The following is a 23983-nucleotide window of genomic DNA, read 5'->3' on the forward strand; positions in this document are numbered from 1 at the left end:
AAAGCACTTGCCAAGGGGTTTGACTTGATCATAAAACAAGGTGTAGCTTGTTTTATTGGTGACCGTCATGGGCGTTTCATCGGATTGGGCCGAAATCGTCTCTCCGCGATATCTTGGGGCAACCACGACGCTTTGCCTCGGCGTTGCGCTGCTGTCCTTCAACGTCTTTCTGGCGGCCGTCGCGATTCCCTCGGCGGTCCAGGATTTGGGCGGCGTGCCGCTTATCGCCTGGGCGACGACGCTGTTTCTCGTCTTTGCCATCATGGGCGGAACCGCTGCGGCCAACCTCAAGGCGCGCTTCGGGGCGCGAGCGACCCTCATCGGGGCTGCGCTCGTGTTTATCGCCGGCTCCGCGCTTGCGACCATAGCCGGCTCCATGCCCGAACTTCTGGCCGGCCGGGCGCTTCAGGGGCTGGGCGAAGGCATCGTCGCTGCCGTCTGCTATGCGCTGATCCCTGAGCTCTTCCCGTCCCGCCTCGTGCCCAAGGTTTTCGGCGCCGAATCGGTCATCTGGGCACTTGCGGCCTTCGGAGGGCCGGTCCTTGCAGGGCTTCTGACCGAAACGGTCTCCTGGCGTGCCGCCTTTGCAGCCAATCTGCCGATGGGCGCCATTTTCATCGCGCTGACGCTTGTCGTCGTCCCGCCGCGGCTTGAAACCGCCGCCATGCCGCAAAAACTGCCCCTTGTTCGCCTCGGCCTGATCGGCATGGCGATCGTCGTCATCTCCATCGCTTCTCTGCTCACCAGTCCCGTGCTCATGGGCCTTTGCCTCGTGATTGCCGGTGCGATGCTGTTCGCCATCGTCCAGCGCGACGCCAATGCCGAGGTCCGGCTCTTTCCGACGGCCGCGTTCCGGCTGCGGGATCCGGTTGGCGCGGGGCTGGCCGTCGTCCTTCTCATGCCTGTGGCGCAGGCCGGCGCAGCGGTCTATCTCGTCTACATGCTCCAGCAACTATGGGATTTCGGTCCCTTGTTGGCGGGGTTCTCGGGCGCGCTGATGTCGATGTGCTGGAGCATCGTGGCGGTGGCCATCGCCGGGGTAAAGACCCACGAGACCAAGATGCGCCTTATCCGGACCGGCCCTGCCTTACTGGTTTTGGGGCTTGTCAACCTGGCGGTTGCCGTGGTGATCGGTCAGCTCTGGCTGGTCATCCTGGCGCAAATCCTCATCGGCTCCGGCTTCGGTGCCTCCTGGGCCTATCTCAGCCAGACTATCATGGAAACCGCCCGTCCTGGCGAGCGCGATACCGCCTCCGCGCTTCTGCCCACCATCCAGTCTGCCGGCTACGGCATTGGTGCGGCCATTGCCGGCCTCGCTGCCAACAGTGCCGGTTTGGCCGTTGCCCAGACGGCCGACGCGATACGCGGCGCCATGATTGCGGTATTCGTCCTCTGTGCGGTTTTGAGCCTGCTGGGGCTGTACGCGGCCTTTGCCATGACGCGGGCGGTGGCAAAGTCCGAAATCGATACGCGCGTAATTTCGGGTTAAGTCGATTTATGGTTGATTTGGCCCATGGAATACCGTGGCGTCATCGCAAGCTGGAACGACGAGAAGGGATTTGGCTTCATCCGGCCTGAGGCCGGCGGAGGGGACATATTCTTCCATATCAGCGATTTTCTGGGGACAACGCGTCCGATCGCAGGCCATGCGGTCGAGTTCGAGATTGGCGTCGGACGGCAGGGAAAGCACGCGGCCCTCAGGGTGCGCCCGCGCCTTGCCTACGTCCCGGGCCGTGGTGGGACGCCGGAATACTTTGAGCGCGACAGCATCAGGGTCTGGCTGGCAACCGGTTTGATAGCTCTGGCTTTTGCCGTTGCGATCCTTGATCGTGCCCCCATCCTTCTGACCGGTATCTACCTTGCGATGGGCGCCGGTGCCTTTGGGCTCTATTGGCTGGACAAGAAAATGGCCGGCTCGGGCGGCTGGCGCGTTTCTGAGGCGAGTCTGCATTTGGTGGATATGGCATTCGGGAGCGCGGGCGGACTGCTTGCGCAGCAGGTCCTGCGCCACAAGACCTCAAAGCCGGCATTCGCAGGCATCAGTTATTTGATCGCGGGGCTGCATGTGACCCTGCTCGGTGGCCTTCTCGCCGGGCTCGATGTCGTTCTGGCCTCCGCGTTCTGAACAGGAAAAAGGATTCACGTGAAGCAGTATCGGGCTGCTTCACGTGAATCACTGGCGCGAAAGGAGCGCGTAGAGCGGAGAGCTTAAGGCCGGAGCGCCCCGGGTTTATCGCGCCAATCAGTGGAACTGAGCGGCCTCGGTTGATCCGGTCATGGCGGTGGTTGCCGCCCGGCCCTGGCTGACAGCGGTCGCCACCGCATCGAAATAGCTCGTGCCCACCTCGCGCTGGTGCCGCGTTGCCGAGAACCCGTTGGCTTCGGCGGCAAATTCCGCCTGCTGCAGCTCGGAATAGGCCGCCATGCCCCGCGCCTTGTAGCCGCGCGCGAGGTTGAAGGTCGTGAGCGACAGATTGTGGAATCCGGCGAGAGTGATGAACTGGTATTTATACCCCATCGCCCCCAGTTCGCGCTGGAAAGCTTCCATTTCCGCTTCGCCCATATATTTGGCCCAGTTGAACGAGGGCGAGCAGTTATAGGCTAGCATTTGGTCGGGGTGTTCCTTTCGGATCGCCTCGGCAAAACGTTTCGCGTCCTCAAGGTTAGGCGTCGAGGTTTCGCACCAGATGAGATCGGCATAGGGCGCATAGGCAAGCCCGCGCGCAATGGCCGCTTCAAATCCGCCCTTAAGGCGGTAAAAGCCCTCCTCGGTCCGCTCACCGGTTATAAACGGTGCATCGTACTCATCGATATCGGAGGTAATGAGCTGGGCCGCCTCGGCGTCGGTGCGCGCCATGATGAGAGTCGGCACTCCCATGACGTCGGCGGCGAGCCGCGCGGCATTGAGCGTCTTGACGAAGGTGCGGGTGGGGACGAGCACCTTGCCGCCCAGATGCCCGCACTTTTTCTCGGATGCCAACTGGTCCTCGAAGTGCACCGCCGCGGCCCCTGCTTCGATCATCGCCTTCATCAGCTCAAAGACATTGAGCGCGCCGCCGAACCCGGCCTCGGCGTCGGCAATGATCGGCACGAAATAATTGGTATCGGCGTCGGACTTGCCTTCGAACCGCTCCATCGTCTGGATCTGGTCGGCTCGCTGGAGCGCCTTGTTGATGCGCTTGACGACCGCCGGAACAGAATCGACAGGATAAAGTGATTGATCGGGATACATGTTGCCCGACGAGTTGGCGTCCGCCGCCACCTGCCAGCCCGAGAGATAGATCGCCTTCAGACCCGCTTTGATCTGCTGGACGGCCTGGTTGCCGGTAAAGGTTCCGAGCGTCGGGACGTAGTCCTCCGTATGAAGCAGCTCCCATAGGCGCCGCGCCCCGTTTTCGGCCAGCGTATGGCGGATTTGCAGCGAGCCTTTGAGCTTTTCGACGTCGAGCACGGAATAATCGCGCCTGATCGTGCGCCACCGGTCCGGTGCCCAATCGGGGGCGGGAAAGGTTTCCGGCGCGGTCTGGGGCTTGTCGAGCATTTTGAATTTCTCCTCCTTGTGGAAAGCAATAGGTGTTGGCGAGCGAAGCGGGCTTACGCCCCGGCTCGCCGGGCAAAGGTCGCGGCAATCATCTTGGCGCCGTTGAAAAGGGTTTCGCCCCCGGCGAGGGTAAAGCTGTGCTTTCCGCCCCGATGGACAATGGCGTATTCCCGCTCCGCCAGCCCTTGGGCCGCAAAGCTCTCCATCACCTCAGCCATCGAGGGCGCGATGATGGTGATGAAGTCTTCGTCCGGGATATCTGTGGTCATGGCGTTCATCGCCGTTCTCCTCAAGCGTAGGGTGCAAGCAGTCCTGCCTGCCTTAAGTAAAGAATTGACAAAATGACGGTTTGTTGCAAGATAAATAGTGAAATCAGCTAGTTAAACTGTAAAGCCTTGCAAAGAATGGGCAGCGGACTTGTAAAGATTGTAAAGAGGAGGCGCTCGAAATGACCGCGACCGAGCCGCAGATCGGAGGCAGGATCAAGCGCTTGCGGCGCTTGAAGGGCGTTTCGCAGGCCCAGCTCGCCGAAGCGCTCGACATCTCGGCAAGCTACCTCAACTTGATCGAACATAATCGTCGCAGGATCACCGTACCGCTCCTCTTCCGGACAGCGGGCTATTTCGGCGTCGAGCCGGGCGAGCTGGCCGAAAGCGACGACGGGCGGCTGGTGGGCGACCTGATGGAGCTTTTTGGAGACGATATCTTTGCCGATGCCGACCTCACCAACCAGGATATTCGCGATCTCGCCGCCAACCATCCTGCCGTCGGGCGCGCCGTCCTCAAGCTTTTCGACCACGTCAGGCACCTGCGTAGCCCCGAGGCGCGCACTGAGACGGCGCCCGAAACCGGGCATAACGTCGTCACCGAAGCGGTTTCCGACTTCCTGCAGGAAAACGCCAACCATTTCCCTGCACTCGAAACGGCGGCCGAACGCGTGCGGCACGATATCGACAATGCCGCGGAACGGTTTGAAGAAGGCCTGCGCGTCTGGCTTTTCAACGTCTTCGGCATCGAAACAAGGCTTGCCTCGCTCCCCAATGGCGTAATGCGGCGGCTCGAGGGGGGCGGGCGCGTGCTGGCCATCGCCGATACGCTCGAGCCGGAATCCGCGCTTTTCGTGATGGCCCAGCAGGCGGCGCTTCTGGCCGCCAAAGCCGAGATCGACCGGCTGATCGAAACCAGCACCCTGCCCCAGCCCGACGCCGTCCCCCTCGCCCGCAATGTGCTGGCGTCCTATACGGCAGCGGCGCTGATCATGCCCTACGAGGCGTTTTACACCGCCTGCCGCAACACCCGCTACGACATCGAGCGGCTGGGCCGCCGTTTCCGCGCCAGCTTCGAGCAGGTCTGCCACCGGATGACGACGCTCCAGCGGCCGGGCATGGCCGGCATCCCGCTTCACTTGGTGAGGACCGACATCGCGGGCAACATTTCCAAGCGATTTTCGCTCTCGGGCATTCACATCCCGCGCCATTCGGGCGCCTGCCCGCGCTGGAATGTTTATTCCGCCTTCCTCAACCCCGGCCAGATCAACGTGCAGCTTTCCCAGATGCCCGACGGGCAACGCTTTTTTTGCATCGCCAAAGCGATAACCAAGGGCGGCTATGCCCATAACGCCCCACGCCGCCACATCGCCATCGGGCTTGGCTGCGCGATTTCCCATGCCGCCAATATGATTTATGCGGAGGGGATCGACCTCGATGCGCCATCTGGTGCGGTACCGATCGGGGTGGGCTGCCGCATCTGTCCGCGCATGGAATGCGGCCAGCGCGCCCATCCTCCCGCTGACCACCGCTTTTCTGCCGATACCGGAGAGCGCATGGAAAATCTTTATATGCAGCGTGGCTGAACCTAGGCCACAAATCGTGGGTTCGGGTTTTCCGTCCGCAAATGCGTGCCATCAGAGGTTCGCATCATTTATGCGCGCAGCTGCGGAAATGGGCTGAACCGGCTGGCCAGCCGGGGCGTTGTTCGGGCATGATAAGGCGCTTTTGCCGCAAAGGCGCGAACCGCCCTTGCGATTCGGATGCTGAACGGGAGTAAAAAATGGAAATTCTATACACAGCCCATGCCACCGCCACCGGCGGCGGCCGCAATGAGGGACACTCTGCCACCGACGACGGCAAGGTCGACGTCAAGCTCTCGACGCCCAAGGAAATGGGTGGTTCGGGCGAGGGCGCCAATCCCGAACAGCTCTTTGCCACCGGATATTCGGCCTGTTTCCTGGGAGCATTGCGCTTTGTGGCCGGTAAGGATCACAAGAAGCTGCCCGACGATACGACGCTTACGGCCGATGTTGGCTTTGGCAAGCGTGACGACGGCGAAGGGTTCGGGCTCAAGGTGACACTCACCGCCCACGTTCCGGGCTTCGACGTCGCAACGGTCAAGGACCTGATGGACCGCGCCCACATCGTCTGCCCCTATTCCCATGCCACCAAGGGCAATATCGAGGTCAACCTCGTCGTCGGCTGAGCCTAGACCTCTTTCGCAGCCCGGCCGTAGCGGAGGATCGTCGTTTCCCCGCTGCGCGCCGAATAGACGAGGAGCTTGCCGACGAGCGGTTGGCCATAGCCCGCGATGAGCTTGAGCGCCTCATTGGCCATCATCGTTCCGACGATCCCCGGCAACACGTTGAGCACACCCGCCAATTCGCAGGGCGGGCTGTCCTCGGGCCCGGGCGTCTCAGGATAAAGATCGGCAAAAGAGGGGTTCGCGCCCGCATAGGGCATCAGCACGGTCAGCGACCCGTCGAATTGGCCCAGCGCACCCATGACCAGCGGCACCCTGGCCCTCGCACACGCATCCGCCACGGCACGTTTGGTCTCGAAGCTGTCGGTTCCCTCGATGACGAGATTGTAGCCCGCCACGATTTCTGCCGCGATCTCCGGATCCACCCCCACGGGATAGGCGACAAACCGCACATGAGGATTGATCCGGCCCACAAACGCCTCGGCGCCTGCGGTCTTGGGCTGGCCGCCATTCGCCTCGCCGTAAAGGATCTGGCGCTGGAGGTTGGAAACCGAAACCGTATCGGGATCGGCCACCCCCAGCGTGCCGACACCGGCCGCCGCAAGATAGGCAATGACCGGGCTTCCAAGGCCTCCCGCGCCCACGACCAGAACGCGGCTGCGCGAAATCTTTTGCTGGCCTGCTCCTCCGACACCCTTCAAGACCAGATGTCGCGCATAGCGGGCGCTTTCGGCAGGGCTTAGGGTCATTGAGTCCCGCGTTCGCCCACAGGCAGTGCAATAAAGCGCCGGTCCGGGCCCTCGAAGCCATGCGACCACACAGAGAGCACGGCTACCGCGGAGGTGTTCTCGTAAGCCCCGAAGGGCAGGAAGACGCCATAGAACTTATAGGTGATGACGCAGCCGCGTGAGGTCGGCACTCGCGTGTCGCGATGAATCTCGTCGATCTGGCCTTCTGTCTCGCGCACGAGTGCATAGCCCATCGGCGCGCCCTCGAAAAATTCGCAATTGGTTGCCGAAGGTGCCTTGAAAATCTCGAGGCCGAGATGGAATTCCCCCTGCGTTTCCGCCAGACCCCAGCTCGGAATGCCGTAGGAAAGCGTCAGCCCGTCATCGTTCAGTTCGCCATCGCCCCGAAGAGCGATCGGCAGGGCCGGGCGATAGATGCCGTGGGCGTTGAGCGCCTCGCCCGCTTCCGCAAACGCTTTCTGCCGGGCCGCCGATAGCGCCGTGTCCTCGTCGTCTATACGGGCGCGCACCGGCGTGCCCCCGGCAAACCGGTCGGTATCGAGGTCGATGAGAAAGATATCGGAATAGGGGAAACCCGAGCCGTCCTGGATGCCGAATTGCTCGAAAGCGAAATAGCGCCCGTCCTCGGAAAACCCAAGAGCATTGAACTGCGCGCTTTCGGCAGCCGACGCCGCGGCCGGGGCCAGCAACAGGCCAAGACTAAGCGCCAACCCCCGTAGAACCAAACCCGCCTTGCCCACGTGCCGTCTCCTCCAGTTCATCGACCACAACGATCTCGCTCTGTGCCAGGGCCGCGATCACCATCTGCGCGATGCGATCGCCCCGCCGGATCGAGAACGGCGCGCTCCCGTGATTGACGAGGATCACCTTCACCTCGCCGCGATAATCGGCGTCGATGGTTCCGGGCGCATTGAGCACTGTAACCCCAAAGCGCGCTGCAAGACCAGAACGGGGCCGTACCTGCGCTTCAAAGCCAGGGGGGATCGCAAGGGCAAAGCCGCACGGCACAAGATCATGGCCGCCCGGGGGGAGCAGAAGAGGCTCGTCCTCGGGCACTGCCGCGCACAGATCATACCCCGCCGCCTCGCCGGTCTGCCGCGATGGCGGAGGCAGTCCCCTGCCATGCGCGAGCCATTTGAGCGCGACCACGGCCCTACTTCTGGACGATGGCATAGGCCTCTTCGGGCAATTCGACGTCACCGGTCAGGAGCGCTGCGAAGGGAATGACAAAGCTTGCCGACAAGCCGTCCGCGGCAACATCCATATTGGTATCGACGATCCGCCCGCCCGAAACTGCCATGGTGATGGAATTGCCCTCGAACATCGCGGCCATCATGGCGAGCATTTCGGGGTCTTCTCCCGCACCCATGCCCTGGCCGATCTCTTCGGAAAGATCGCCGAGCGGGAAGCTCACGCGCACCTGTCCGCCGCCGATCGCCTCGATCATGGGACCTTCGCCGTCTTCACCGAGCTCAAGCTCGCCGAACGGGCCGGATTGGGTCACGACGCACGAAACCGATTCAGGCGTCTCGATCAATTCGCCCTCGTCGCAAAAGCCTTCCTCGCCCTCGACCTGCTGTGCCGCGACCATCTCATAGACGTCGGCGGCCATTGTGGTGGTCATCGTGCCCTTGGCTTCGGTTTCGCTCAGGATCTCGACTTCCATCGAGATGTCCATGCACGCGGCAAGAGACAGCGTGAGCACGGCGGCGCCGGTTAGCTTGGCGACTGGTAAATGGAACATCGAACTTTGCCTTTCGTCCTCAACAGCTTTTGCCGCCCCCACGGCAGCGTCACGCTTGTGGGGGCACTCTCGCCGCAAACCGGGCATATGGCAAGCGCCCGGAATCAGTCGCCAAGTGCAATGGTGATTTTTTCGGCAAGACGCGCAGCCACCGCGCGCTTGGAAAGCGCCCCCCAGTCCTCTTCGCCGTTCTCCGAGAGAAAGAGAATTGCCGTATCGTCCCCGCCGAAAATGCCGCTGCCCGGGCTCACATCGTTGGCCAGCAGCCAGTCGCACCCCTTGGCCGTTCTTTTGGTCCGTGCGCGATTGAGGAGGTCACCCGTCTCCGCCGCAAAGCCGACGACGAGGCGCGGACGCTGCCCGCCGGGAAGCGAGGCCACGGATTTCAAAATATCGGGGTTGGCCTCCAGGCGGAGCTCAGGCGGCGATTGACCCTCACCCTTCTTGATCTTGTCCGATGCCGGCTCGACCACGCGCCAGTCGCCGACCGCCGCGCAGAACACCGCGCCATCGGCGGGCAAACTGTCCTCGACCGCCCGCTGCATTTCGAGCGCGGTATCTACCGCGACGATCCGGCACCCCTTGGGCGCGGCCGATTCTGCTGGCCCGGTGACGAAAATCACCTCCGCACCCCTTGCCGCCAAAGCCTCGGCAATCGCTGTGCCCTGCTTACCGGAGGAGGCGTTGGAAATGTAGCGGACCGGATCGATGGGTTCGCGCGTCGGCCCGGAGGTAACGATGATTTTCCTGCCTGCCAAAGGTTGCGGCGCTGCCTGGTTGGCAAAGTAATCCTCGATTGCCGCTAGGATTGTCGCAGGTTCGGCGAGCCGGCCCGGCCCGTATTCCCCGCATGCCATCTCGCCCTCGTCGGGCCCCACGAACCGCACGCCGTCGGCCTTGAGCGTTTCGATGTTGCGCCGGGTGGACGCAGCTTGCCACATCCGCACGTTCATGGCCGGGGCGGCGAGTATGTCGGTGTCGGTTGCCAGAAGGCAGGTCGAGGCGAGATCGTCGGCCTGTCCCGCGGCCATCTTGGCCAGAAGATTGGCGGTTGCCGGCGCGATAACGATAAGGTCCGCGGAGCGCGACAATTCGATATGGCCGATCTCGGTCTCGCGCGTTAAGTCGAACAGCGCGGTCAGCGCGGGACGCCCCGAGATCGCCGAAACTGTAAGGGGCGAGACAAAGTGCGTCGCGCTTTCAGTGAGGATCGCCTGCGCGGTTCCCCCTGCCTTCTGGATCAGGCGTATGAGTTCGATCGCCTTATAGGCGGCAATACCACCAGAAACGATCAGGAGAATATGCTTTCCGGCGAGCATGTCTTTACCCCAGAAGCCAAGCGAGGATGGCGAAACCGGCCAGGCCCAGAACAATGAGCCCACCCCACCCCAGCGCCACGAGCAGGGGATCGCGTACCTTGGCGATATGGTGATCGGCTTCGATATCTCCAAGGACCCCCTCGGCACGGGCGGCGATTTCGGGCAGCCGCCGCACGGCGCCGAGGAGCGCCCTGACCTCGTCGCGCACGATTTCGGCCTGACCGAGCGGCCCTACGGCCCGGCGGACCCATTCTGAAACGATCGGCTCGGCCGCTTCCCACATGTTGAATTGAGGATCGAGCAGGCGCGCAGTGCCTTCCACGAGCACCATGTTCTTTTGCAAAAGCACCAGCTCGGGCCGGGCCTCCATGTCGAATAGCTCGGTGACGTCGAGCAATTGCCCCAAGACCCGCGCCATTGAGATCTCGTCCGCCCCCCGTCCTACCAGAGGCTCGCCGATGGCGCGCAGCGCCTGGGCGAAATCGGCGATTGAATGGGTTTCGGGCACATAGCCGATTTCAATGTGGAGTTCGGCGATGCGGCGATAATTGCGCGTGATGAAGCCATAGAGGATTTCGGCAAGAAACCGCTGCTCGCGTCTGCCGATCCGGCCCGTTATGCCCAGGTCGACCGCAACGATATTGCCGGTTGTCGGGTCAGCGAAAAGATTGCCCGGATGCATGTCGGCGTGGAAAAATCCGTCGCGGATGGCGTGTCTGAGGAAGTTCCTGACCAACGCGCGCGCAAGCTCGGGCCGTGACAGCCCGGCCGCATCGATGCGCGCCACATCCCGGACGGGGATCGCATCGATCCAGCTTGTTGTCAGCACCGCGCGTGCGGTCTGCCCCCAATGGACGACGGGGACCGCAAAGCCGGGGTCGTCCTTTGTGTTGTCGGCCATTTCCGAAATGGCCGAGGCTTCCATCCGCAAGTCCATCTCGAGCGCTGCCGAACGCGCCAGCGTGTCGACGATATACCGGCCGCGAAACCGTTTTGCGCCGGGCACGATGCGCTCGGCGGCGCGTGCAAGTGCATAAAGCCCTGCGAGGTCGCTCTTGAACCGCGCCTCGATTCCCGGGCGCAGGAGCTTTACAGCTACCGTCTCCTCCTGCCCGTCGGGGTGAACGAGGGTAGCCCGGTGCACCTGGGCGATCGAGGCTGCCGCAATCGGCGGCGAGACATCCTTGAGCGCTCTCGCCTTTTCCCCCAGTGCCTCCTCAAGCAGCCCCGGCACCAAACTCGGGTCGAAAGGCGGCATGGCGTCCTGAAGCCTTGCGAGATCGTCCGCAACGCTCCCCCCGACGATGTCGCGGCGGGTGGCGAGCATCTGCCCGAGCTTGACATAGGTGGGGCCGAGGCGATTGAGCGCGTTGGCGAGCCGGGTAACGCGCCCGGTCTTTCTCACGTCGCGCTTTTCAATCAGACGCGCGACCGAGACCAGCGCCTTGGCCGAGGGTGGGATCGGCTGGCCCTCGGCAAGCGAGAACGCGCCTTCGCGCGCCAGAACGAAGCCGGCGCGTGCGAGCCGGAAATAGGTGCCCAGACCCATCTAGAACTTCCAGGCCCCATGCAAGGCGGCGATATTGCCCGATAATGGCGTGTGCGTGACGCGCTTGAATCCCGCCTCGGCGATCATCGCTGAAAAAGCCGCCGGTTCGGGAAAATTCCGGATCGATTCGACGAGATACTGATAGGGGTCGGCATCTCCGGTCACCATCCGGCCGAGCGGCGGGATGACATGGTCGGAAAAAAGCTCGTAGACCTTGGCCAGCCCCGGTACGTCGACGCGCGAAAATTCGAGAACCAGCAGCCGTCCGCCACGCACAAGCACGCGGTGTGCTTCGCGGAGCGCCCTGTCGATCCGGGGAACGTTGCGAATGCCGAAGGCGATCGTATAGGCCTCGAAACTCGAATCCGCGAAAGGCAGCTCTTCTGCGTTGGCCTCGACGAACCTCACGCGGGAAGGATACCGCCAGTGCTTGGCACGCTCGGCGCCCACCGCCAGCATCTCGCCATTGATGTCGGAAACCGTCACCTCGGCATATCCATGGCTGGCATCGAGGATGCGCATGGCGACATCGCCGGTTCCGCCAGCCATGTCGAGCACGCGGAAGGGGCGGGCCCCGTGCCGCGGCGGCGCGAGGCGGGCCACCATCTGGCCCTTCCAGAGCCGGTGCACCCCCCCGCTCATCAGATCGTTCATCAGATCATAGCGCGAGGCGACCTTGAAGAAGACGTCGTTGACCAGCCCCTGCTTGTCCTTGAGCGGCACGGTGCGGGCACCAAAATGGGTGGTGTTTTCGGCCTCTTGCATGTCGCTCTCTTGTTCGGATGGCGTATTCGGGGTTATGACCTTCATGGCCACCATAAAGCAAGCTTTTGGGCGGCGGAATGGTTAGCCGCGTCGCAGGTCCCTTAAAGTCGAACCCTCATGCCCGAATTGCCTGAAGTCGAAACCGTCAGACGCGGGCTCGAGCCGTTCCTTGCCGGCGCGCGCATCGAGGCCGTCTCGCTCTATCGGGAAAATCTGCGTTTCCCCTTTCCGCAGGGCTTTGCCGCCGCGCTCGAGAACAGGCGCATCGAAACCCTCACCCGCCGCGCCAAATACCTGCTCTTTACGCTCTCGGACGGCGCGGTCTGGATGACCCATCTGGGGATGACCGGGGCCTATATCATAAAAGACCACCCGCTCGATGAACCCTCAAGGCGCAATGCGGGCGACACAAGCGGCAGGCATGTCCATTTTTCCGCTTCCCTCTCCCATCCCCTTCACGGCGCGCTCACCCTTTCTTATGCCGACCCGCGCCGCTTCGGTTTCATGGGGCTTTACCCGCCCGGCACGGCCAATCCCTTTCTCGATCCCCTGGGCCCCGAGCCTTTGGGGAACGCGCTCAACCCCGCCATGCTCGCTTCAGCCTTCAAGAACCGCAAGGGTCCTGTCAAAACCCTGCTGCTCGACCAGACTCTCGTTGCCGGGCTTGGCAATATCTATGTGTGCGAGGCGCTGCACCGCGCCGGAATTCTTCCGGCCCGCAGCGGCGCGAGCCTTGTCGATCCGGACGGCGCGCCGCGCCCCGAGCTTCTGGCCCTCGTGCCCGCCATTCGGAACGTCCTCGAGGAAGCGCTCGCGGCGGGTGGCTCGACCCTGCGCGACTTCCGCAACAGCGACGGTACGCCCGGCTACTTCCAGCACAGTTTTGCCGTCTATGGGCGCGAGGGATCCCCTTGCCCCAAACCTGGATGCGGCGGCACCGTCGTCCGACTCGCTCAGGCCGGCCGCTCGAGCTTTTACTGCACGTCCTGCCAGCATTGACTCTTGACCTATGCCCCACTATAGACCGGCCTTCATCGGCCGGGGCTCGCCCCGGTCATTCCGGTTGTGCCGGCCCTCTATTAGGGGCTTCGAGCACGCAAGGCATCCCGACGGCGTCCACGCCGTAGCCATGAGGAAAGATCAAATGGCAAATACCCCTTCGGCCAAAAAGGCCACCCGCAAGATCGAGGCCCGTACCGCGATCAACACCGCGCGCCGCTCACGCGTCCGCACCTTCCTTCGCAAGGTTGAGGAAGCCATCGCCGCCGGCAAGAAGGACGAGGCGGTCGCCGCGCTCAAGGTCGCGGAGTCCGAGCTCCAGCGTGCCGCCGGCAAGGGGGTCTTTCACAAGAACCTCGCGGATCGCAAGGTCTCCCGCCTCGCAAAACGCGTCAAGGCCATCGCCTGACCGCATCGAAGCGGGGATGTATGCACGCCCCGGTGGAACAAGTTTTCAAAGCCCTCCTCGCGAGGGCTTTTTCCTTGCCTGAATCGTAACGACGAATCCGTCATCCCATTGTCATTTTTCAAGGTTGGAAGCGGCAGCGAGCACAGCAGCGGGAAAATTAATCTCCTTCAAGAATCTCCGCTAAGAAATCGATTCAGCAAGGAGTCACATACCCTTACTTTTATCATGCCCGGCCCGCAAAAATCCCCGTCTGGCGCAACTTGCGAGTCAAGCCCAATTTTGATGAAATCTGCGGTTGTGTGCGAAAATTTGGCTGTCTAAAATGCCTTCGTTGGATGAAAACGAGAGCGGCGGGTTTCAAGAAGAAACGAACCGCCGCCTAGAAACCAGGGGGTTGAAATGCAAGGATCGCATGGTGAGATAAGGCTATTCTTAACTCCACCGGACGACCCGGCAGACTCTCCCACGTAAACTCCTGACTTCTTGATCCAGTACAACGCGTAACAGTTGCGTGCCCTGGCACTTTTGTGCCGTTTTCAATTTGGATGTGACGTCGAACTCCGCAGAATGACTTGCGGGTCGGTGGAGTTTTGTTGCCCTTTTTAGGGTGGAAAACGGGGAAACTGGCCGTTGGGGACGAACGGCCCAAAAACAGGAAGAGGCTAAGTAGAAATGGAATCGATCGCGGCGACCGATCGTGCGGCTTGGACAAGCCAACCGGGGCAAAAGGTGCATAAGGCGGGCGCGGACCCGCAAGCCGTGGGGGGAGTCACAAACGGGGGCAGGGAAATGACGCTAAACTCCGATGGAGTGTGGCTGCGTGTGCGGGCGCGGCTCAGGGCGGCAGTCGGCGAAGATGTATTCACATCATGGTTCGCCCGGCTCGAGCTTGAGGAAATCGTGGGCGACCTCGCACACCTTTCGGTGCCCACGCGGTTTCTTTGTTCCTGGATTCAGTCCAATTACATCGAAAAGATCATGGAGGCCTTTACCGCCGAGGATTCGGCGATCGGCCGCATCCATATCACGGTGCGCGTCAACGGGCAGGCCCGCCCCCGGCTGGTGAGCCCGGCCGAACCCGACGCATCCGAGGACACGGTGCAAACCGATTCCCGCCCCCCGCTGCCACTGACCCAAACCGGACAGTCCGCCGCCCCTCGCGCCGATGCGCTCGTGGGCAGCGCGCTTGACCGCAAGCTGACCTTCGAGAGCTTTGTCGTCGGTTCGGCCAATGAAATGGCGCTTGGCGTTGCGCGACAGGTCGCTTCGGCCGCCGCCAACAACACCGTCACATTCAACCCGGTCTATGTCCACTCGACCGTTGGCCTGGGCAAGACCCATCTGCTCAACGCCATCGCCTGGGCCGCCGGCGCCGCTGACGGCACGCGCAACATCGTCTATCTCACCGCCGACCATTTCATGTACCACTTCATGACCGCGGTGAAGCACCAGTCGGCGCTTGCCTTCAAGGAGTGGCTCCGGCGTATCGATCTGCTCCTGATCGACGATATGCAGTTCCTGCAGGGCAAGTCGGCCACCGAGTTCGGCCACACGCTTTCGAGCCTGATTTCGGGCACCAAGCAGGTCGTCGTCGCCGGGGATGCGCCCCCACGCGATCTTGAAATGCTGGACGATCGCGTACGCTCGCGGCTTTCGGGCGGGCTTGTGATCCCCATCGCGCCGTTCGACGCCGAATTGCGTCGCGCCATCGTCCAGAAGCGCGCCGATCAGGCCATCGCCCGGTTCCCCGGACTGAGCATCCCCCCGGCAGTAATCGATTACGTGGCGCGCTCGATCGTCTCGCACGGACGGGATCTCGACGGCGCTGTGAACAGGCTGGTCGCTGCGAACCAGCTCACCAAGGAACCGATCACGGTGGCCCTGGCCGAAAGGACGCTCCAGGATCTGATCCGCAACCGGGAAACCCCTCGCGTGCGCATAGAGGATATCTTGAAGATCGTGGCCCGCCACTACAAGGTTCCGCGCAACGATCTCCTGTCCTCGCGCCGTTCGCGCGATGTGGTGCGCCCGCGCCAGATTGCCATGTATCTCGCCAAGTCGCTGACTGCGCGCTCGCTGCCAGAAATCGGCCGCCGGTTTGGCGGACGCGACCATACCACCGTGCTCCATTCGGTGCGAAAGGTCGAGCAATTGATGAGCCAGGACGGGGAACTGACCCAGGAAATCGAACTCCTCAAAAGGATGCTCGAAGAGTAGGTGCCTTTGCGGGCGGCGCCTTGGCTCGTCCGCCAAAAACCTCTGCAAACCATTATGCGCAAGGGCCCCTGCGACAGGTGGGGGCCTTGCGTTTTGCCGAATGGCAGGGCAGGGTCTCGGCCCGGCGTTTTCTTTCCAAAACGCCAGACCGGGTGTGAACAGGATACGGGACAAGGTAAGCGATGAAGGTAACGCTCGAGCGCAACCATCTTTTGAAATCGCTGGGGCATGTGCACCGCGTGGTGGAGCGACGCAACACATACCCCATCCTTGCCAACGTCCTGATGAGCGCCACGGCCGAGGGGCTGGACCTGCGCGCAACCGACCTCGATATCGAGGTGACCGAGTCCGTTCCCGCGATGACCGGCACGCCGGGTACGACGACCGTGCCCGCGCACACCCTATATGAGATCGTTCGCAAGCTTTCTGACGGCGCCGACGTGGTACTTGAGACCGATGGCAACGACCAGATGCAGATTTCCTCTGGCCGCTCGCGCTTCCACCTCCAGTGCCTCAACCCCGACGGGTTCCCCGATCTCAAGTCCGGGGCATTCACTCATACCTTCTCGATAGCGGCTGGCGTGCTCAAGGACCTGATCGAGCGCACCCAGTTCGCGATTTCCAACGAGGAAACCCGCTACTATCTCAACGGCATTTTCATGCACACGGTGGATTCCGGTGCCGGCATCGTGCTGCGCGCGGTAGCGACGGATGGACACAGGCTGGCCCGCGTGGAGGCCGAGGCTCCCAGGGGGTCGGCTGGAATGCCCGGCATCATCGTTCCGCGCAAGACGGTGTCCGAGGTCCTCAAGCTGCTCGATGGCGTCGAGGGCGACGTCGGGGTCGAATTGTCCGATACCAAGATCCGCTTCACCCTTGGCGGGGTCGTCCTGCTCTCCAAGCTCATCGAGGGGTCGTTCCCCGATTACGACCGCGTGACCCCCAAGAACAACGACAAGGAGCTGGTGATCGACCGCGACAGCCTTGCGCGCGCCGTCGACCGCGTCTCGACCATCGCCTCGGAGCGCGGCGGCAAGGCGGTCAAGCTCTCGCTCAGCCCCGGCCAGCTCGAATTGACCGTCACCAACCCCGATCATGGCACGGCCAACGAAGAACTGCCCGCCGGGTTCGAGCTCGAAGGATTCGAGATCGGGTTCAACGCGCGCTATCTTCTCGAGATCATCTCCCAGATTCGCACCGAAAATGCCGTCTTTCTTTTCAACGATGCCGGCTCGCCCACGCTCGTAAAGGACCAGGGCGAAACCCTGGCGCTGTTCGTCCTGATGCCGATGCGGGTGTAAGGCGCGGTTTTGCGCCTGCATGAAAGCACCAACGGATCTTTGCGGGCGAAGGCTGCCCTGACCCAGGCGAAGGTCAAGGTGGCCGGCGGCCCTTCAATCCCATGACCACACCCGACCGCTACATCTCCCGGCTGCGCCTCACGAGCTTCCGTAACTATACGAGCGCGGCGCTCGACCTCGATCACCGCCACGTGGTTCTGGTTGGGGAAAACGGGGCTGGAAAGACCAATCTGATCGAAGCGGTCTCGCTGCTCTCGCCGGGACGGGGGCTGCGGCGTGCGCCGTTCGAGAGTCTCGCTCTCTCGGGAAGCGACGGGATGTGGGCGGTCGCCGCGACGGTCGAAACTCCCTTCGGCCCGGCCGACATGGGAACCGGCGCGACCACCGACACTGCCGCCGCCCGGCGCGTGAGGATCAACGGCGCCAATGCCCGGTCGGTCGAGGAGATGAGCGATTATCTGCGCGTTCTCTGGCTCATCCCGGCCATGGATGGGATCTTTTCCGGTCCCGCCGCCGATCGCCGGCGGTTTCTCGATCGTCTCGTCACGACTCTCATTCCCGGCCACTCCGCCGCGGTGGGCGATTTCGAGAAGGCCATGCGCCAGCGCAACAGGCTCCTTGAGGAAAACGGCGATCCCGCCTGGCTCTCGGCCATCGAGACGCAAATGGCCGAAACCGCAAGCGCCATTCACTTCGCCCGTGCCGATTCTCTGGCTCACCTCCAGGGCGTCATGGCTGCCAACGTCGCCGATACCGGGTTCCCCGAGGCGCTCCTCGAGCTTTCTCCGCTCTTTGAGGATTCGGTCCCAGGCACCGCAAGCGCGCTCGAAGCCGAGCTTGTTGGCCGCTGGAAAACCGCGCGCGCCCTTGATAAGGCGGCGGGCCGCACCACATTTGGACCTCACCGCGTCGACCTCGCCGTGACCCACAAGGACAAGGCGATGCCCGCAGGACTTTGCTCGACAGGCGAGCAGAAGGCGCTACTGATCGGGCTGGTCCTGGTCCATGCGCGGCTCGTCGCGCAGATGACGGGGATCACACCCCTCCTTCTCCTCGACGAGATCGCCGCCCATCTTGATCCCAGGCGCCGCGCGGCGCTGTTCGATGCGCTGGACAAGCTCCGGACCCAGTGCTGGATGACCGGAACCGACCCGGTGCTTTTCGCCGATCTGGGGGCCCGCGCCCAGCGTTTCGCGGTGGACGCCGGCCAGCTCGCCCGGATGCCGGGATAAACGGGCCAAATCCGACCGCACCATCCCTAAGGCTTGGGGTTTGGCGGCGGATCGGATAGAAGTGATTGACCTCCAACAAGGCTGATTCTTTCCCTCATGAGCGATACTCCCGAGCTTTCCGGCAATGGTGAATACGGCGCGGATTCAATCAAGGTTCTCAAGGGCCTTGATGCGGTACGCAAGCGCCCCGGCATGTATATCGGGGACACCGACGACGGCACGGGCCTGCACCACATGGTCTACGAGGTGGTCGACAACGCCATCGACGAGGCGCTGGCCGGCCATGCCGACCTTGTGACCGTCACGCTCAATCCCGACGGATCGGTGACCGTCACCGACAATGGCCGCGGCATTCCCACCGATATTCACAAGGAAGAAGGGGTTTCTGCCGCCGAGGTCATCATGACCCAGCTCCATGCGGGCGGCAAGTTCGACCAGAACTCCTATAAGGTTTCGGGGGGGCTGCATGGCGTCGGGGTCTCGGTCGTCAACGCGCTTTCGGTATGGCTCAAGCTCAAAATCCGTCGCGACGGCAGGATCCATGAGATGAGCTTCACCCACGGTGTTGCCGACGCGCCCCTTGCGGTGACCGGCAGCTATGAGGGTCGTTCGGGGACCGAGCTGACCTTCATGCCCTCGTCCGACACCTTCACCATGATTGAGTTCGACTACAAGACGCTCGAGCACCGCCTGCGCGAACTCGCGTTTCTCAACTCCGGCGTCCACATCATCCTCAAGGACCTCCGTCATCCCGAGCCGGTCGAGGCCGACCTTTATTACGAGGGCGGGCTGGAAGCCTTCGTGCGCTACCTCGACAAGAACAAGACCGCTCTGATCGATGCACCGATCACCATCATCGCCGAAAAGGACGGGATCACGGTTGAGGTCTCGCTGTGGTGGAACGACTCCTACCACGAGCACGTCCTGTGTTTTACCAACAACATCCCCCAGCGCGACGGCGGCACGCATCTTGCCGGGCTTCGAGGCGCACTGACCCGGCAGGTCACCGGCTATGCCGAGCAGAGCGGCGTGCTCAAGAAGGAAAAGGTCTCCCTGACGGGGGACGACACGCGCGAAGGGCTCACTTGCGTGCTTTCGGTCAAGGTGCCCGACCCCAAATTCTCGTCCCAGACAAAGGACAAGCTGGTTTCTTCCGAAGTCCGGCCCGTTGTCGAGAACGTCATCAACGACAAGCTCAACCAGTGGTTCGAGGAGCATCCCGCCGAAGCCAGGACCATCGTTTCAAAGGTCGCCGAGGCCGCCGCCGCCCGCGAGGCTGCGCGCAAAGCCCGCGAGCTGACCCGCCGCAAATCGGCGCTTGAAATATCATCGCTGCCCGGCAAGCTCGCCGACTGCCAGGAACGCGACCCGGCCAAGGCCGAAATTTTCATCGTCGAAGGCGATTCGGCCGGCGGATCGGCCAAGCAGGGCCGTGACCGCGCTACCCAGGCCGTTCTGCCTTTGCGCGGCAAGATCTTGAACGTCGAGCGCGCGCGGTTCGACCGTATGATCTCGTCCGATCAGGTGGGAACGCTCATCACGGCGCTTGGGACCGGCATCGGGCGCGAAGAATTCAATCCCGACAAGCTCCGCTACCACAAGATCATCATCATGACGGACGCTGACGTGGACGGCGCCCATATCCGCACGCTTCTTCTGACCTTCTTTTACCGCCAGATGCCTGAATTGATCGAGCGCGGCCACCTCTACATCGCCCAGCCTCCGCTCTATAAGGTCACCCGCGGGCGCTCCGAGCAATATCTCAAGGACGAGCGGGCGCGCGAGGATTATCTTTTGTCCTCGGGCGTCGAGGACGCCGTGTTGACCACCCGCGCGGGCTCCACCCATGCGGGCAGCGATTTGCTCGGCATCGTCGAACAGGCACGTGACCTCTACCACCTGATCGATGCCCAGAACACCAGGTACAACCGGCAGATGATCGAACAGGCCGCCGTCGTGGGCGCGCTCGACCCCAAGGCCATGGAGGATGAAAGCACTGCGCTCGGGCTGGCCGAACGCGTCGCCAACCGGCTCAACCGCATGTCCGATGAAACCGAGCGCAGTTGGGAAGGCCAGCTCGATGGCGAAGGTGGCTATGTCTTCACCCGCGTCGTGCGCGGCGTCGCCGAGAGATACGCGCTCGATGCCGCGCTTTTGGGTTCGGCCGATGCACGTAAATTGCGCGCGCTCGCCGGCAAGCTCGACGAGATCTATGGTGGGGTTCCTGTCCTTACCCGCAAGGACGTTCCGACCGAAATTTATGGGCCGCGCTCGCTGTTTTCCGCGATGATGGCCGCCGGCCAGAAGGGCCTCTCGCTCCAGCGCTACAAGGGGTTGGGCGAGATGAACGCCGAGCAGCTTTGGGAAACCACCATGGACCCCAATGGGCGCACCCTTCTGCAGGTGCAGGTCGGCCAGACCGACGATGCCGACAGCATCTTTACCCAGCTAATGGGCGACCTCGTCGAACCGCGTCGTGAGTTCATTCAGGACAACGCACTTTCGGTGTCCAATCTCGATATATGAGGCCCAATAGCGTTGCGCCGGCGCAACACCTTGTGGCCGGTATGGAAATTCTCACATAAACCGGCCACAATTGCCGGTGATGAACGTTTATGTGCATGAGCCCGGCGCCGCCTTTGCGCCGCCGTGCCCGCTTTGCCCCCACGCCCGAGTGAACCGCTGATGGACCTTCGCCTTTCTCCCGATGACCGCATCGATGCCGGCGGCAAGTCAAAGCCTGCCGGAACGGCAAGGCCCGCGCCCAAGTCGGCGGCAAAGCCGCACCAGGCAAGGCAGCCCAAGGGGCCGAAAAAACCCCGCAAGCGCCGGTCCGGCATTGGCGGATTCTTTGTCTCGATAATCTATTTTGCCTTCTCGGTGGCCATTCTCGGCTGTGTAGCCGTGGCGGGGATCGTCTTTTATTACGGTGCCGAGTTGGGATCGTCCGACACCTGGACCGTTCCCCAGCGGCCGCCCAATATCCGCGTTTTGGCCTCCAACGGTCAGCTGCTCTCGAACCGTGGGCAGACCGGGGGCGAAGCGATCGCCTATCACGAACTCCCCTATTACGTGCCTCTGGCGGTGATCGCTTCGGAAGACCGGCGGTTTTTCAGCCATTTCGGCGTCGATCCCATCGGCCTTGCGGTTGTGGCTCTCGAAAGCGTGCAGGCGCGGCAGCTGACGCGCGGCGCCTCGACCATCACCCAGCAGGTGGCCAAGAACCTCTTCCTCACCCCAGACCAGACCATGGGCCGCAAGGTGCAGGAAGCCCTGCTCGCCGTCTGGCTGGAGAACAACTACACCAAGGAAGATATCCTCGAGCTCTATCTCAACCGCGTGCATTTCGGCGCAGGGGCAACCGGCATCGAGGCGGCGGCGCAGACCTATTTCGGGATTTCCGCGCGCAATCTCTCGCTCGGCCAGGCGGCCATGCTGGCCGGTATCCTGCCGGCGCCTGCCACCTACAACCCCAAGAGCCATCCCCAGCGGGCCATCGAGCGCCAGCGGATCGCGCTCGCCAATATGGTGCGCGAGGGTTATATAACCCAAGCCGAGGCCAACGCCGCCCAGATCGATCCGGACCGCTCGACCATTCCGACCCGGGTCGCAGGGTCGGAATATTACGTCGCCGACTGGGTGGAAACGCTGATGAATGCCTATCTCGGCGAGGTCCACGAGGACGTGATCGTCTCGACGACCATCGACTGGGAACTTCAAAAGCACGCCGAATTCGTCGTTCGCGAAGCCGTGCGCGAAAATGCCGAATCACGCCGGTTCAACCAGGCCGCGCTGGTCGCGATGGACACAGAGGGCCGGGTCCGGGCGCTGGTCGGCGGCGTAGACTATACCCAAAGCCAGTATAACCGGGCGGTCACCGCGCGGCGCCAGCCGGGCTCGACCTTCAAGCCCTTTGTCTATCTCGCCGCGCTGCAGCAGGGATACACCCCCGACACGCTGATGATCGACGAGCCGTTCGACTACAATGGCTGGTCGCCCCAGAACGCGAGCAACAGCTATGTCGGCCCGGTTCTGCTGCGCGATGCACTGGCCTTTTCGATCAACACGGTCGCCGCGCGGCTGGCCATCGATATCGGCCCGCAGAACGTGGTCGAAACCGCCTATCGCATGGGCTTTTCCTCGAACTTCATGGCCGTGCCCGCCATTGCGCTCGGTACCCAGGAAGTTTCCCTGCTTGAACTGACCGCCGCCTATGCGCCCTTTGCCAATGGTGGGCATGGCGTCATTGCCAACGTCATCACGCGCATCACGACCACCGAGGGCGAGGTGCTTTATGAGGCTGTGCCCGCCGGGCCGGGTCAGGTGATGACCGACGAGCAGGTCGGCATGATGAACGACATGCTGCGGGCCGGCGTCGAGGCGGGCACCGGCCGCGGTGCCCAGCTGGGCGGCTGGCCGATGGCCGGCAAGACTGGCACCTCCCAGCGCAGCCGCGACGCCCTGTTCGTGGGTTACACCGCGAGCTGGGTCGGCGGGGTGTGGCTGGGCAATGACGACGATACGCCCATGCGCAACATGTCGGGTGGCGCGATCCCGGCCCAGATCTGGCGCAATTTCATGGCCAAGGCCCATGAAGGTCTGCAGGTCGCCAACCTGCCCGGCACCTATGTCCGGCTCCAGGACCGCGTCGCAGACCCCAACACGGTCTATATACCGCAGGAAGGCCAGGCACCGGCCGATGACAATATCGGCAGCCTGCTCAACTCCATTTTCGGCAACTGAAATATAATTGAACGAATTGAACGTTTTCCGTTCAATTCGTTCAATCAAAAATACGCGTCACCCAATTCTCATCAATTGCTGCCCATTGGCCTTGAGCCAACGCCGCCCCTTTTCGTAATCGGGAAGCGCGCGCCCCACCGTACGCCAGAACACGGGCGCATGGTTCATTTCGAGGATATGGGCCACCTCGTGCGCGGCGACATAATCGAGAACGAAAGGCGGCGCCATGACGAGCCGCCAATTGAAATTGAGCCGTCGCGCCGACGAGCATGATCCCCAGCGTGAAGATTGGTCGCGCAGCGAGATGGCGGCAACCTTGACCCCGAGCGTGCCCGCATGGATGGCGCAGGCCGCTTCGAGGTCGGCGCGAGCCTCGGTCTTGAGCCAATCGATGAGCCTGCGCCGGCAATGGGCTTCTCCGCCCGGAACGTGAAGCTCGGCACCTTCGATTCCCCGAGTTGGTGTGACCAGTCCGCGCGCCCGATCGAGGGCGATGATGCGGTGGTCCTCCCCGCGTAGCGGGATAATGGCACCATGCGCGATACGCGGTGCTTCGCCAGTGCTCTCGAGCCGGGCGTCGAGCCACCCCGCATGGCGCGAGAGGAAGGCTTCGGCATCCCTCCAGCGCCCGAGGCGGGGGACGGTGAGAACCGGGCCGTGACGCGGCGAAATGGATAGCCGGTAATTCTTTGCGCGGTCCGAGACCCTGACGGCAACGGTAATCGCACGACCGCCGAAATCGAGATCGACGGAGGCGGGTGGCCGGGGCTGAAAGAGCGTCCTGAGCCCCATGAGGCCACCGGTCCTTTCAAAGGTCTATTGCGAATCGGATTGCGCCCATTATGCCGGGCGCCGGGCATCGGGGGAATAAAAGAACGGCACACGCCGGCGGGAGGGCGCGTGCCGTCAGATGGGCCTCGGAAGGGGGCCGAAGGCCCGGGGT

At 62.8% G+C, this 23983-nt stretch carries 21 protein-coding genes; 11 read left to right on the top strand and 10 right to left on the bottom strand.

Features of this window, described 5'->3' with window-relative positions; all coding sequences use genetic code 11:
* Nucleotides 1-67: 67 nt before the first annotated feature.
* A complete protein-coding gene (locus tag I2G20_RS14090; RefSeq protein WP_196260361.1) occupies nt 68-1489 on the top strand; it encodes an MFS transporter in 1422 nt (473 codons plus the stop codon).
* Between the two features lie 24 nt (nt 1490-1513).
* Nucleotides 1514-2125, top strand: a complete 612-nt coding sequence (locus I2G20_RS14095) for a DUF1294 domain-containing protein (protein ID WP_196260362.1) — start codon at nt 1514-1516, stop codon at nt 2123-2125.
* Between the two features lie 117 nt (nt 2126-2242).
* On the opposite strand, the gene aceA is transcribed toward I2G20_RS14095, so the two are convergent.
* A complete protein-coding gene (gene aceA / locus I2G20_RS14100; RefSeq protein WP_196260363.1) occupies nt 2243-3541 on the bottom strand; it encodes an isocitrate lyase in 1299 nt (432 codons plus the stop codon).
* A gap of 53 nt (nt 3542-3594) precedes the next feature.
* Nucleotides 3595-3819: a hypothetical protein gene (locus I2G20_RS14105; RefSeq protein WP_196260364.1), complete on the bottom strand. Its 225-nt coding sequence runs from the start codon at nt 3817-3819 to the stop codon at nt 3595-3597.
* A 170-nt stretch (nt 3820-3989) separates the two neighbouring features.
* Between I2G20_RS14105 and I2G20_RS14110 the strand changes: the two genes are divergently transcribed.
* Together I2G20_RS14110 and I2G20_RS14115 are read left to right on the top strand one after the other, a co-directional pair.
* Nucleotides 3990-5393 carry a helix-turn-helix domain-containing protein gene (locus tag I2G20_RS14110; protein WP_196260365.1) on the top strand — a complete coding sequence of 468 codons (1404 nt, stop codon included), beginning with the start codon at nt 3990-3992 and terminating at the stop codon, nt 5391-5393.
* Nucleotides 5394-5590: 197 nt separating this feature from the next.
* A complete protein-coding gene (locus tag I2G20_RS14115) occupies nt 5591-6016 on the top strand; it encodes an organic hydroperoxide resistance protein (RefSeq protein ID WP_196260366.1) in 426 nt (141 codons plus the stop codon).
* A 2-nt stretch (nt 6017-6018) separates the two neighbouring features.
* Here I2G20_RS14115 and I2G20_RS14120 read toward each other — a convergent pair whose 3' ends face one another.
* The 7 genes from I2G20_RS14120 to ubiE form a co-directional block, all read right to left on the bottom strand.
* On the bottom strand, nt 6019-6762 hold the full coding sequence (locus I2G20_RS14120) for a HesA/MoeB/ThiF family protein (RefSeq protein ID WP_196260367.1): 744 nt from the start codon (nt 6760-6762) through the stop codon (nt 6019-6021).
* Nucleotides 6759-7502, bottom strand: a complete 744-nt coding sequence (locus I2G20_RS14125; protein ID WP_196260368.1) for a DUF2259 domain-containing protein — start codon at nt 7500-7502, stop codon at nt 6759-6761. Before I2G20_RS14125 ends, I2G20_RS14120 begins: the two co-directional genes overlap by 4 nt.
* Nucleotides 7462-7935, bottom strand: a complete 474-nt coding sequence (gene dut, locus I2G20_RS14130) for a dUTP diphosphatase (protein ID WP_196260369.1) — start codon at nt 7933-7935, stop codon at nt 7462-7464. Before dut ends, I2G20_RS14125 begins: the two co-directional genes overlap by 41 nt.
* Entirely contained in the window at nt 7916-8506 is a 591-nt protein-coding gene (locus I2G20_RS14135) for a hypothetical protein (protein ID WP_196260370.1), read from the bottom strand. Before I2G20_RS14135 ends, dut begins: the two co-directional genes overlap by 20 nt.
* A 104-nt stretch (nt 8507-8610) precedes the next feature.
* Nucleotides 8611-9825, bottom strand: a complete 1215-nt coding sequence (coaBC, locus tag I2G20_RS14140) for a bifunctional phosphopantothenoylcysteine decarboxylase/phosphopantothenate--cysteine ligase CoaBC (RefSeq protein WP_196260371.1) — start codon at nt 9823-9825, stop codon at nt 8611-8613.
* Nucleotides 9826-9829: 4 nt separating this feature from the next.
* Nucleotides 9830-11374, bottom strand: a complete 1545-nt coding sequence (gene ubiB, locus I2G20_RS14145; RefSeq protein WP_196260372.1) for a 2-polyprenylphenol 6-hydroxylase — start codon at nt 11372-11374, stop codon at nt 9830-9832.
* A complete protein-coding gene (gene ubiE, locus I2G20_RS14150) occupies nt 11375-12139 on the bottom strand; it encodes a bifunctional demethylmenaquinone methyltransferase/2-methoxy-6-polyprenyl-1,4-benzoquinol methylase UbiE (protein WP_196260373.1) in 765 nt (254 codons plus the stop codon).
* 117 nt (nt 12140-12256) lie between these two features.
* On the opposite strand from ubiE, the gene mutM reads away from it, so the two are divergent.
* The 7 genes from mutM (at nt 12257) to I2G20_RS14185 (ending at nt 23040) form a co-directional block, all read left to right on the top strand.
* Complete coding sequence (mutM, locus tag I2G20_RS14155) at nt 12257-13138, top strand: bifunctional DNA-formamidopyrimidine glycosylase/DNA-(apurinic or apyrimidinic site) lyase (protein ID WP_196260374.1); 882 nt, start codon at nt 12257-12259, stop codon at nt 13136-13138.
* Between the two features lie 145 nt (nt 13139-13283).
* A complete protein-coding gene (gene rpsT, locus I2G20_RS14160) occupies nt 13284-13547 on the top strand; it encodes a 30S ribosomal protein S20 (protein WP_196260375.1) in 264 nt (87 codons plus the stop codon).
* A 789-nt stretch (nt 13548-14336) separates the two neighbouring features.
* On the top strand, nt 14337-15764 hold the full coding sequence (gene dnaA, locus I2G20_RS14165; RefSeq protein ID WP_207747640.1) for a chromosomal replication initiator protein DnaA: 1428 nt from the start codon (nt 14337-14339) through the stop codon (nt 15762-15764).
* A 182-nt stretch (nt 15765-15946) separates the two neighbouring features.
* Nucleotides 15947-17065, top strand: coding sequence for a DNA polymerase III subunit beta (dnaN, locus tag I2G20_RS14170; protein WP_196260377.1), 1119 nt, complete (start codon nt 15947-15949; stop codon nt 17063-17065).
* A gap of 101 nt (nt 17066-17166) precedes the next feature.
* Entirely contained in the window at nt 17167-18297 is a 1131-nt protein-coding gene (recF, locus tag I2G20_RS14175; protein WP_196260378.1) for a DNA replication/repair protein RecF, read from the top strand.
* A gap of 96 nt (nt 18298-18393) precedes the next feature.
* Complete coding sequence (gene gyrB / locus I2G20_RS14180; protein WP_196260379.1) at nt 18394-20823, top strand: DNA topoisomerase (ATP-hydrolyzing) subunit B; 2430 nt, start codon at nt 18394-18396, stop codon at nt 20821-20823.
* 159 nt (nt 20824-20982) lie between these two features.
* On the top strand, nt 20983-23040 hold the full coding sequence (locus tag I2G20_RS14185; RefSeq protein WP_196260380.1) for a transglycosylase domain-containing protein: 2058 nt from the start codon (nt 20983-20985) through the stop codon (nt 23038-23040).
* Nucleotides 23041-23097: 57 nt separating this feature from the next.
* Here the strand turns inward: I2G20_RS14185 and I2G20_RS14190 are convergent, their stop codons facing one another.
* On the bottom strand, nt 23098-23832 hold the full coding sequence (locus I2G20_RS14190; protein ID WP_196260381.1) for a M48 family metallopeptidase: 735 nt from the start codon (nt 23830-23832) through the stop codon (nt 23098-23100).
* Between the last annotated feature and the right edge of the window lie 151 nt (nt 23833-23983).

Origin of the sequence: Pelagibacterium limicola, assembly GCF_015694405.1 — a bacterium.
Classification (GTDB): Bacteria; Pseudomonadota; Alphaproteobacteria; order Rhizobiales; family Devosiaceae; genus Pelagibacterium; species Pelagibacterium limicola.

What these genes read in the sequence shown, in the direction of transcription:
- I2G20_RS14090 (WP_196260361.1), top strand. Translation starts at nt 68, where the DNA reads ATGGGCGTTTCATCGGATTGGGCCGAAATCGTCTCTCCGCGATATCTT.
- I2G20_RS14095 (WP_196260362.1), top strand. Translation starts at nt 1,514, where the DNA reads ATGGAATACCGTGGCGTCATCGCAAGCTGGAACGACGAGAAGGGATTT.
- aceA (WP_196260363.1), bottom strand. Translation starts at nt 3,541, where the DNA reads ATGCTCGACAAGCCCCAGACCGCGCCGGAAACCTTTCCCGCCCCCGAT.
- I2G20_RS14105 (WP_196260364.1), bottom strand. Translation starts at nt 3,819, where the DNA reads ATGAACGCCATGACCACAGATATCCCGGACGAAGACTTCATCACCATC.
- I2G20_RS14110 (WP_196260365.1), top strand. Translation starts at nt 3,990, where the DNA reads ATGACCGCGACCGAGCCGCAGATCGGAGGCAGGATCAAGCGCTTGCGG.
- I2G20_RS14115 (WP_196260366.1), top strand. Translation starts at nt 5,591, where the DNA reads ATGGAAATTCTATACACAGCCCATGCCACCGCCACCGGCGGCGGCCGC.
- I2G20_RS14120 (WP_196260367.1), bottom strand. Translation starts at nt 6,762, where the DNA reads ATGACCCTAAGCCCTGCCGAAAGCGCCCGCTATGCGCGACATCTGGTC.
- dut (WP_196260369.1), bottom strand. Translation starts at nt 7,935, where the DNA reads ATGCCATCGTCCAGAAGTAGGGCCGTGGTCGCGCTCAAATGGCTCGCG.
- I2G20_RS14135 (WP_196260370.1), bottom strand. Translation starts at nt 8,506, where the DNA reads ATGTTCCATTTACCAGTCGCCAAGCTAACCGGCGCCGCCGTGCTCACG.
- coaBC (WP_196260371.1), bottom strand. Translation starts at nt 9,825, where the DNA reads ATGCTCGCCGGAAAGCATATTCTCCTGATCGTTTCTGGTGGTATTGCC.
- ubiB (WP_196260372.1), bottom strand. Translation starts at nt 11,374, where the DNA reads ATGGGTCTGGGCACCTATTTCCGGCTCGCACGCGCCGGCTTCGTTCTG.
- ubiE (WP_196260373.1), bottom strand. Translation starts at nt 12,139, where the DNA reads ATGCAAGAGGCCGAAAACACCACCCATTTTGGTGCCCGCACCGTGCCG.
- mutM (WP_196260374.1), top strand. Translation starts at nt 12,257, where the DNA reads ATGCCCGAATTGCCTGAAGTCGAAACCGTCAGACGCGGGCTCGAGCCG.
- rpsT (WP_196260375.1), top strand. Translation starts at nt 13,284, where the DNA reads ATGGCAAATACCCCTTCGGCCAAAAAGGCCACCCGCAAGATCGAGGCC.
- dnaA (WP_207747640.1), top strand. Translation starts at nt 14,337, where the DNA reads ATGACGCTAAACTCCGATGGAGTGTGGCTGCGTGTGCGGGCGCGGCTC.
- dnaN (WP_196260377.1), top strand. Translation starts at nt 15,947, where the DNA reads ATGAAGGTAACGCTCGAGCGCAACCATCTTTTGAAATCGCTGGGGCAT.
- recF (WP_196260378.1), top strand. Translation starts at nt 17,167, where the DNA reads ATGACCACACCCGACCGCTACATCTCCCGGCTGCGCCTCACGAGCTTC.
- gyrB (WP_196260379.1), top strand. Translation starts at nt 18,394, where the DNA reads ATGAGCGATACTCCCGAGCTTTCCGGCAATGGTGAATACGGCGCGGAT.
- I2G20_RS14185 (WP_196260380.1), top strand. Translation starts at nt 20,983, where the DNA reads ATGGACCTTCGCCTTTCTCCCGATGACCGCATCGATGCCGGCGGCAAG.
- I2G20_RS14190 (WP_196260381.1), bottom strand. Translation starts at nt 23,832, where the DNA reads ATGGGGCTCAGGACGCTCTTTCAGCCCCGGCCACCCGCCTCCGTCGAT.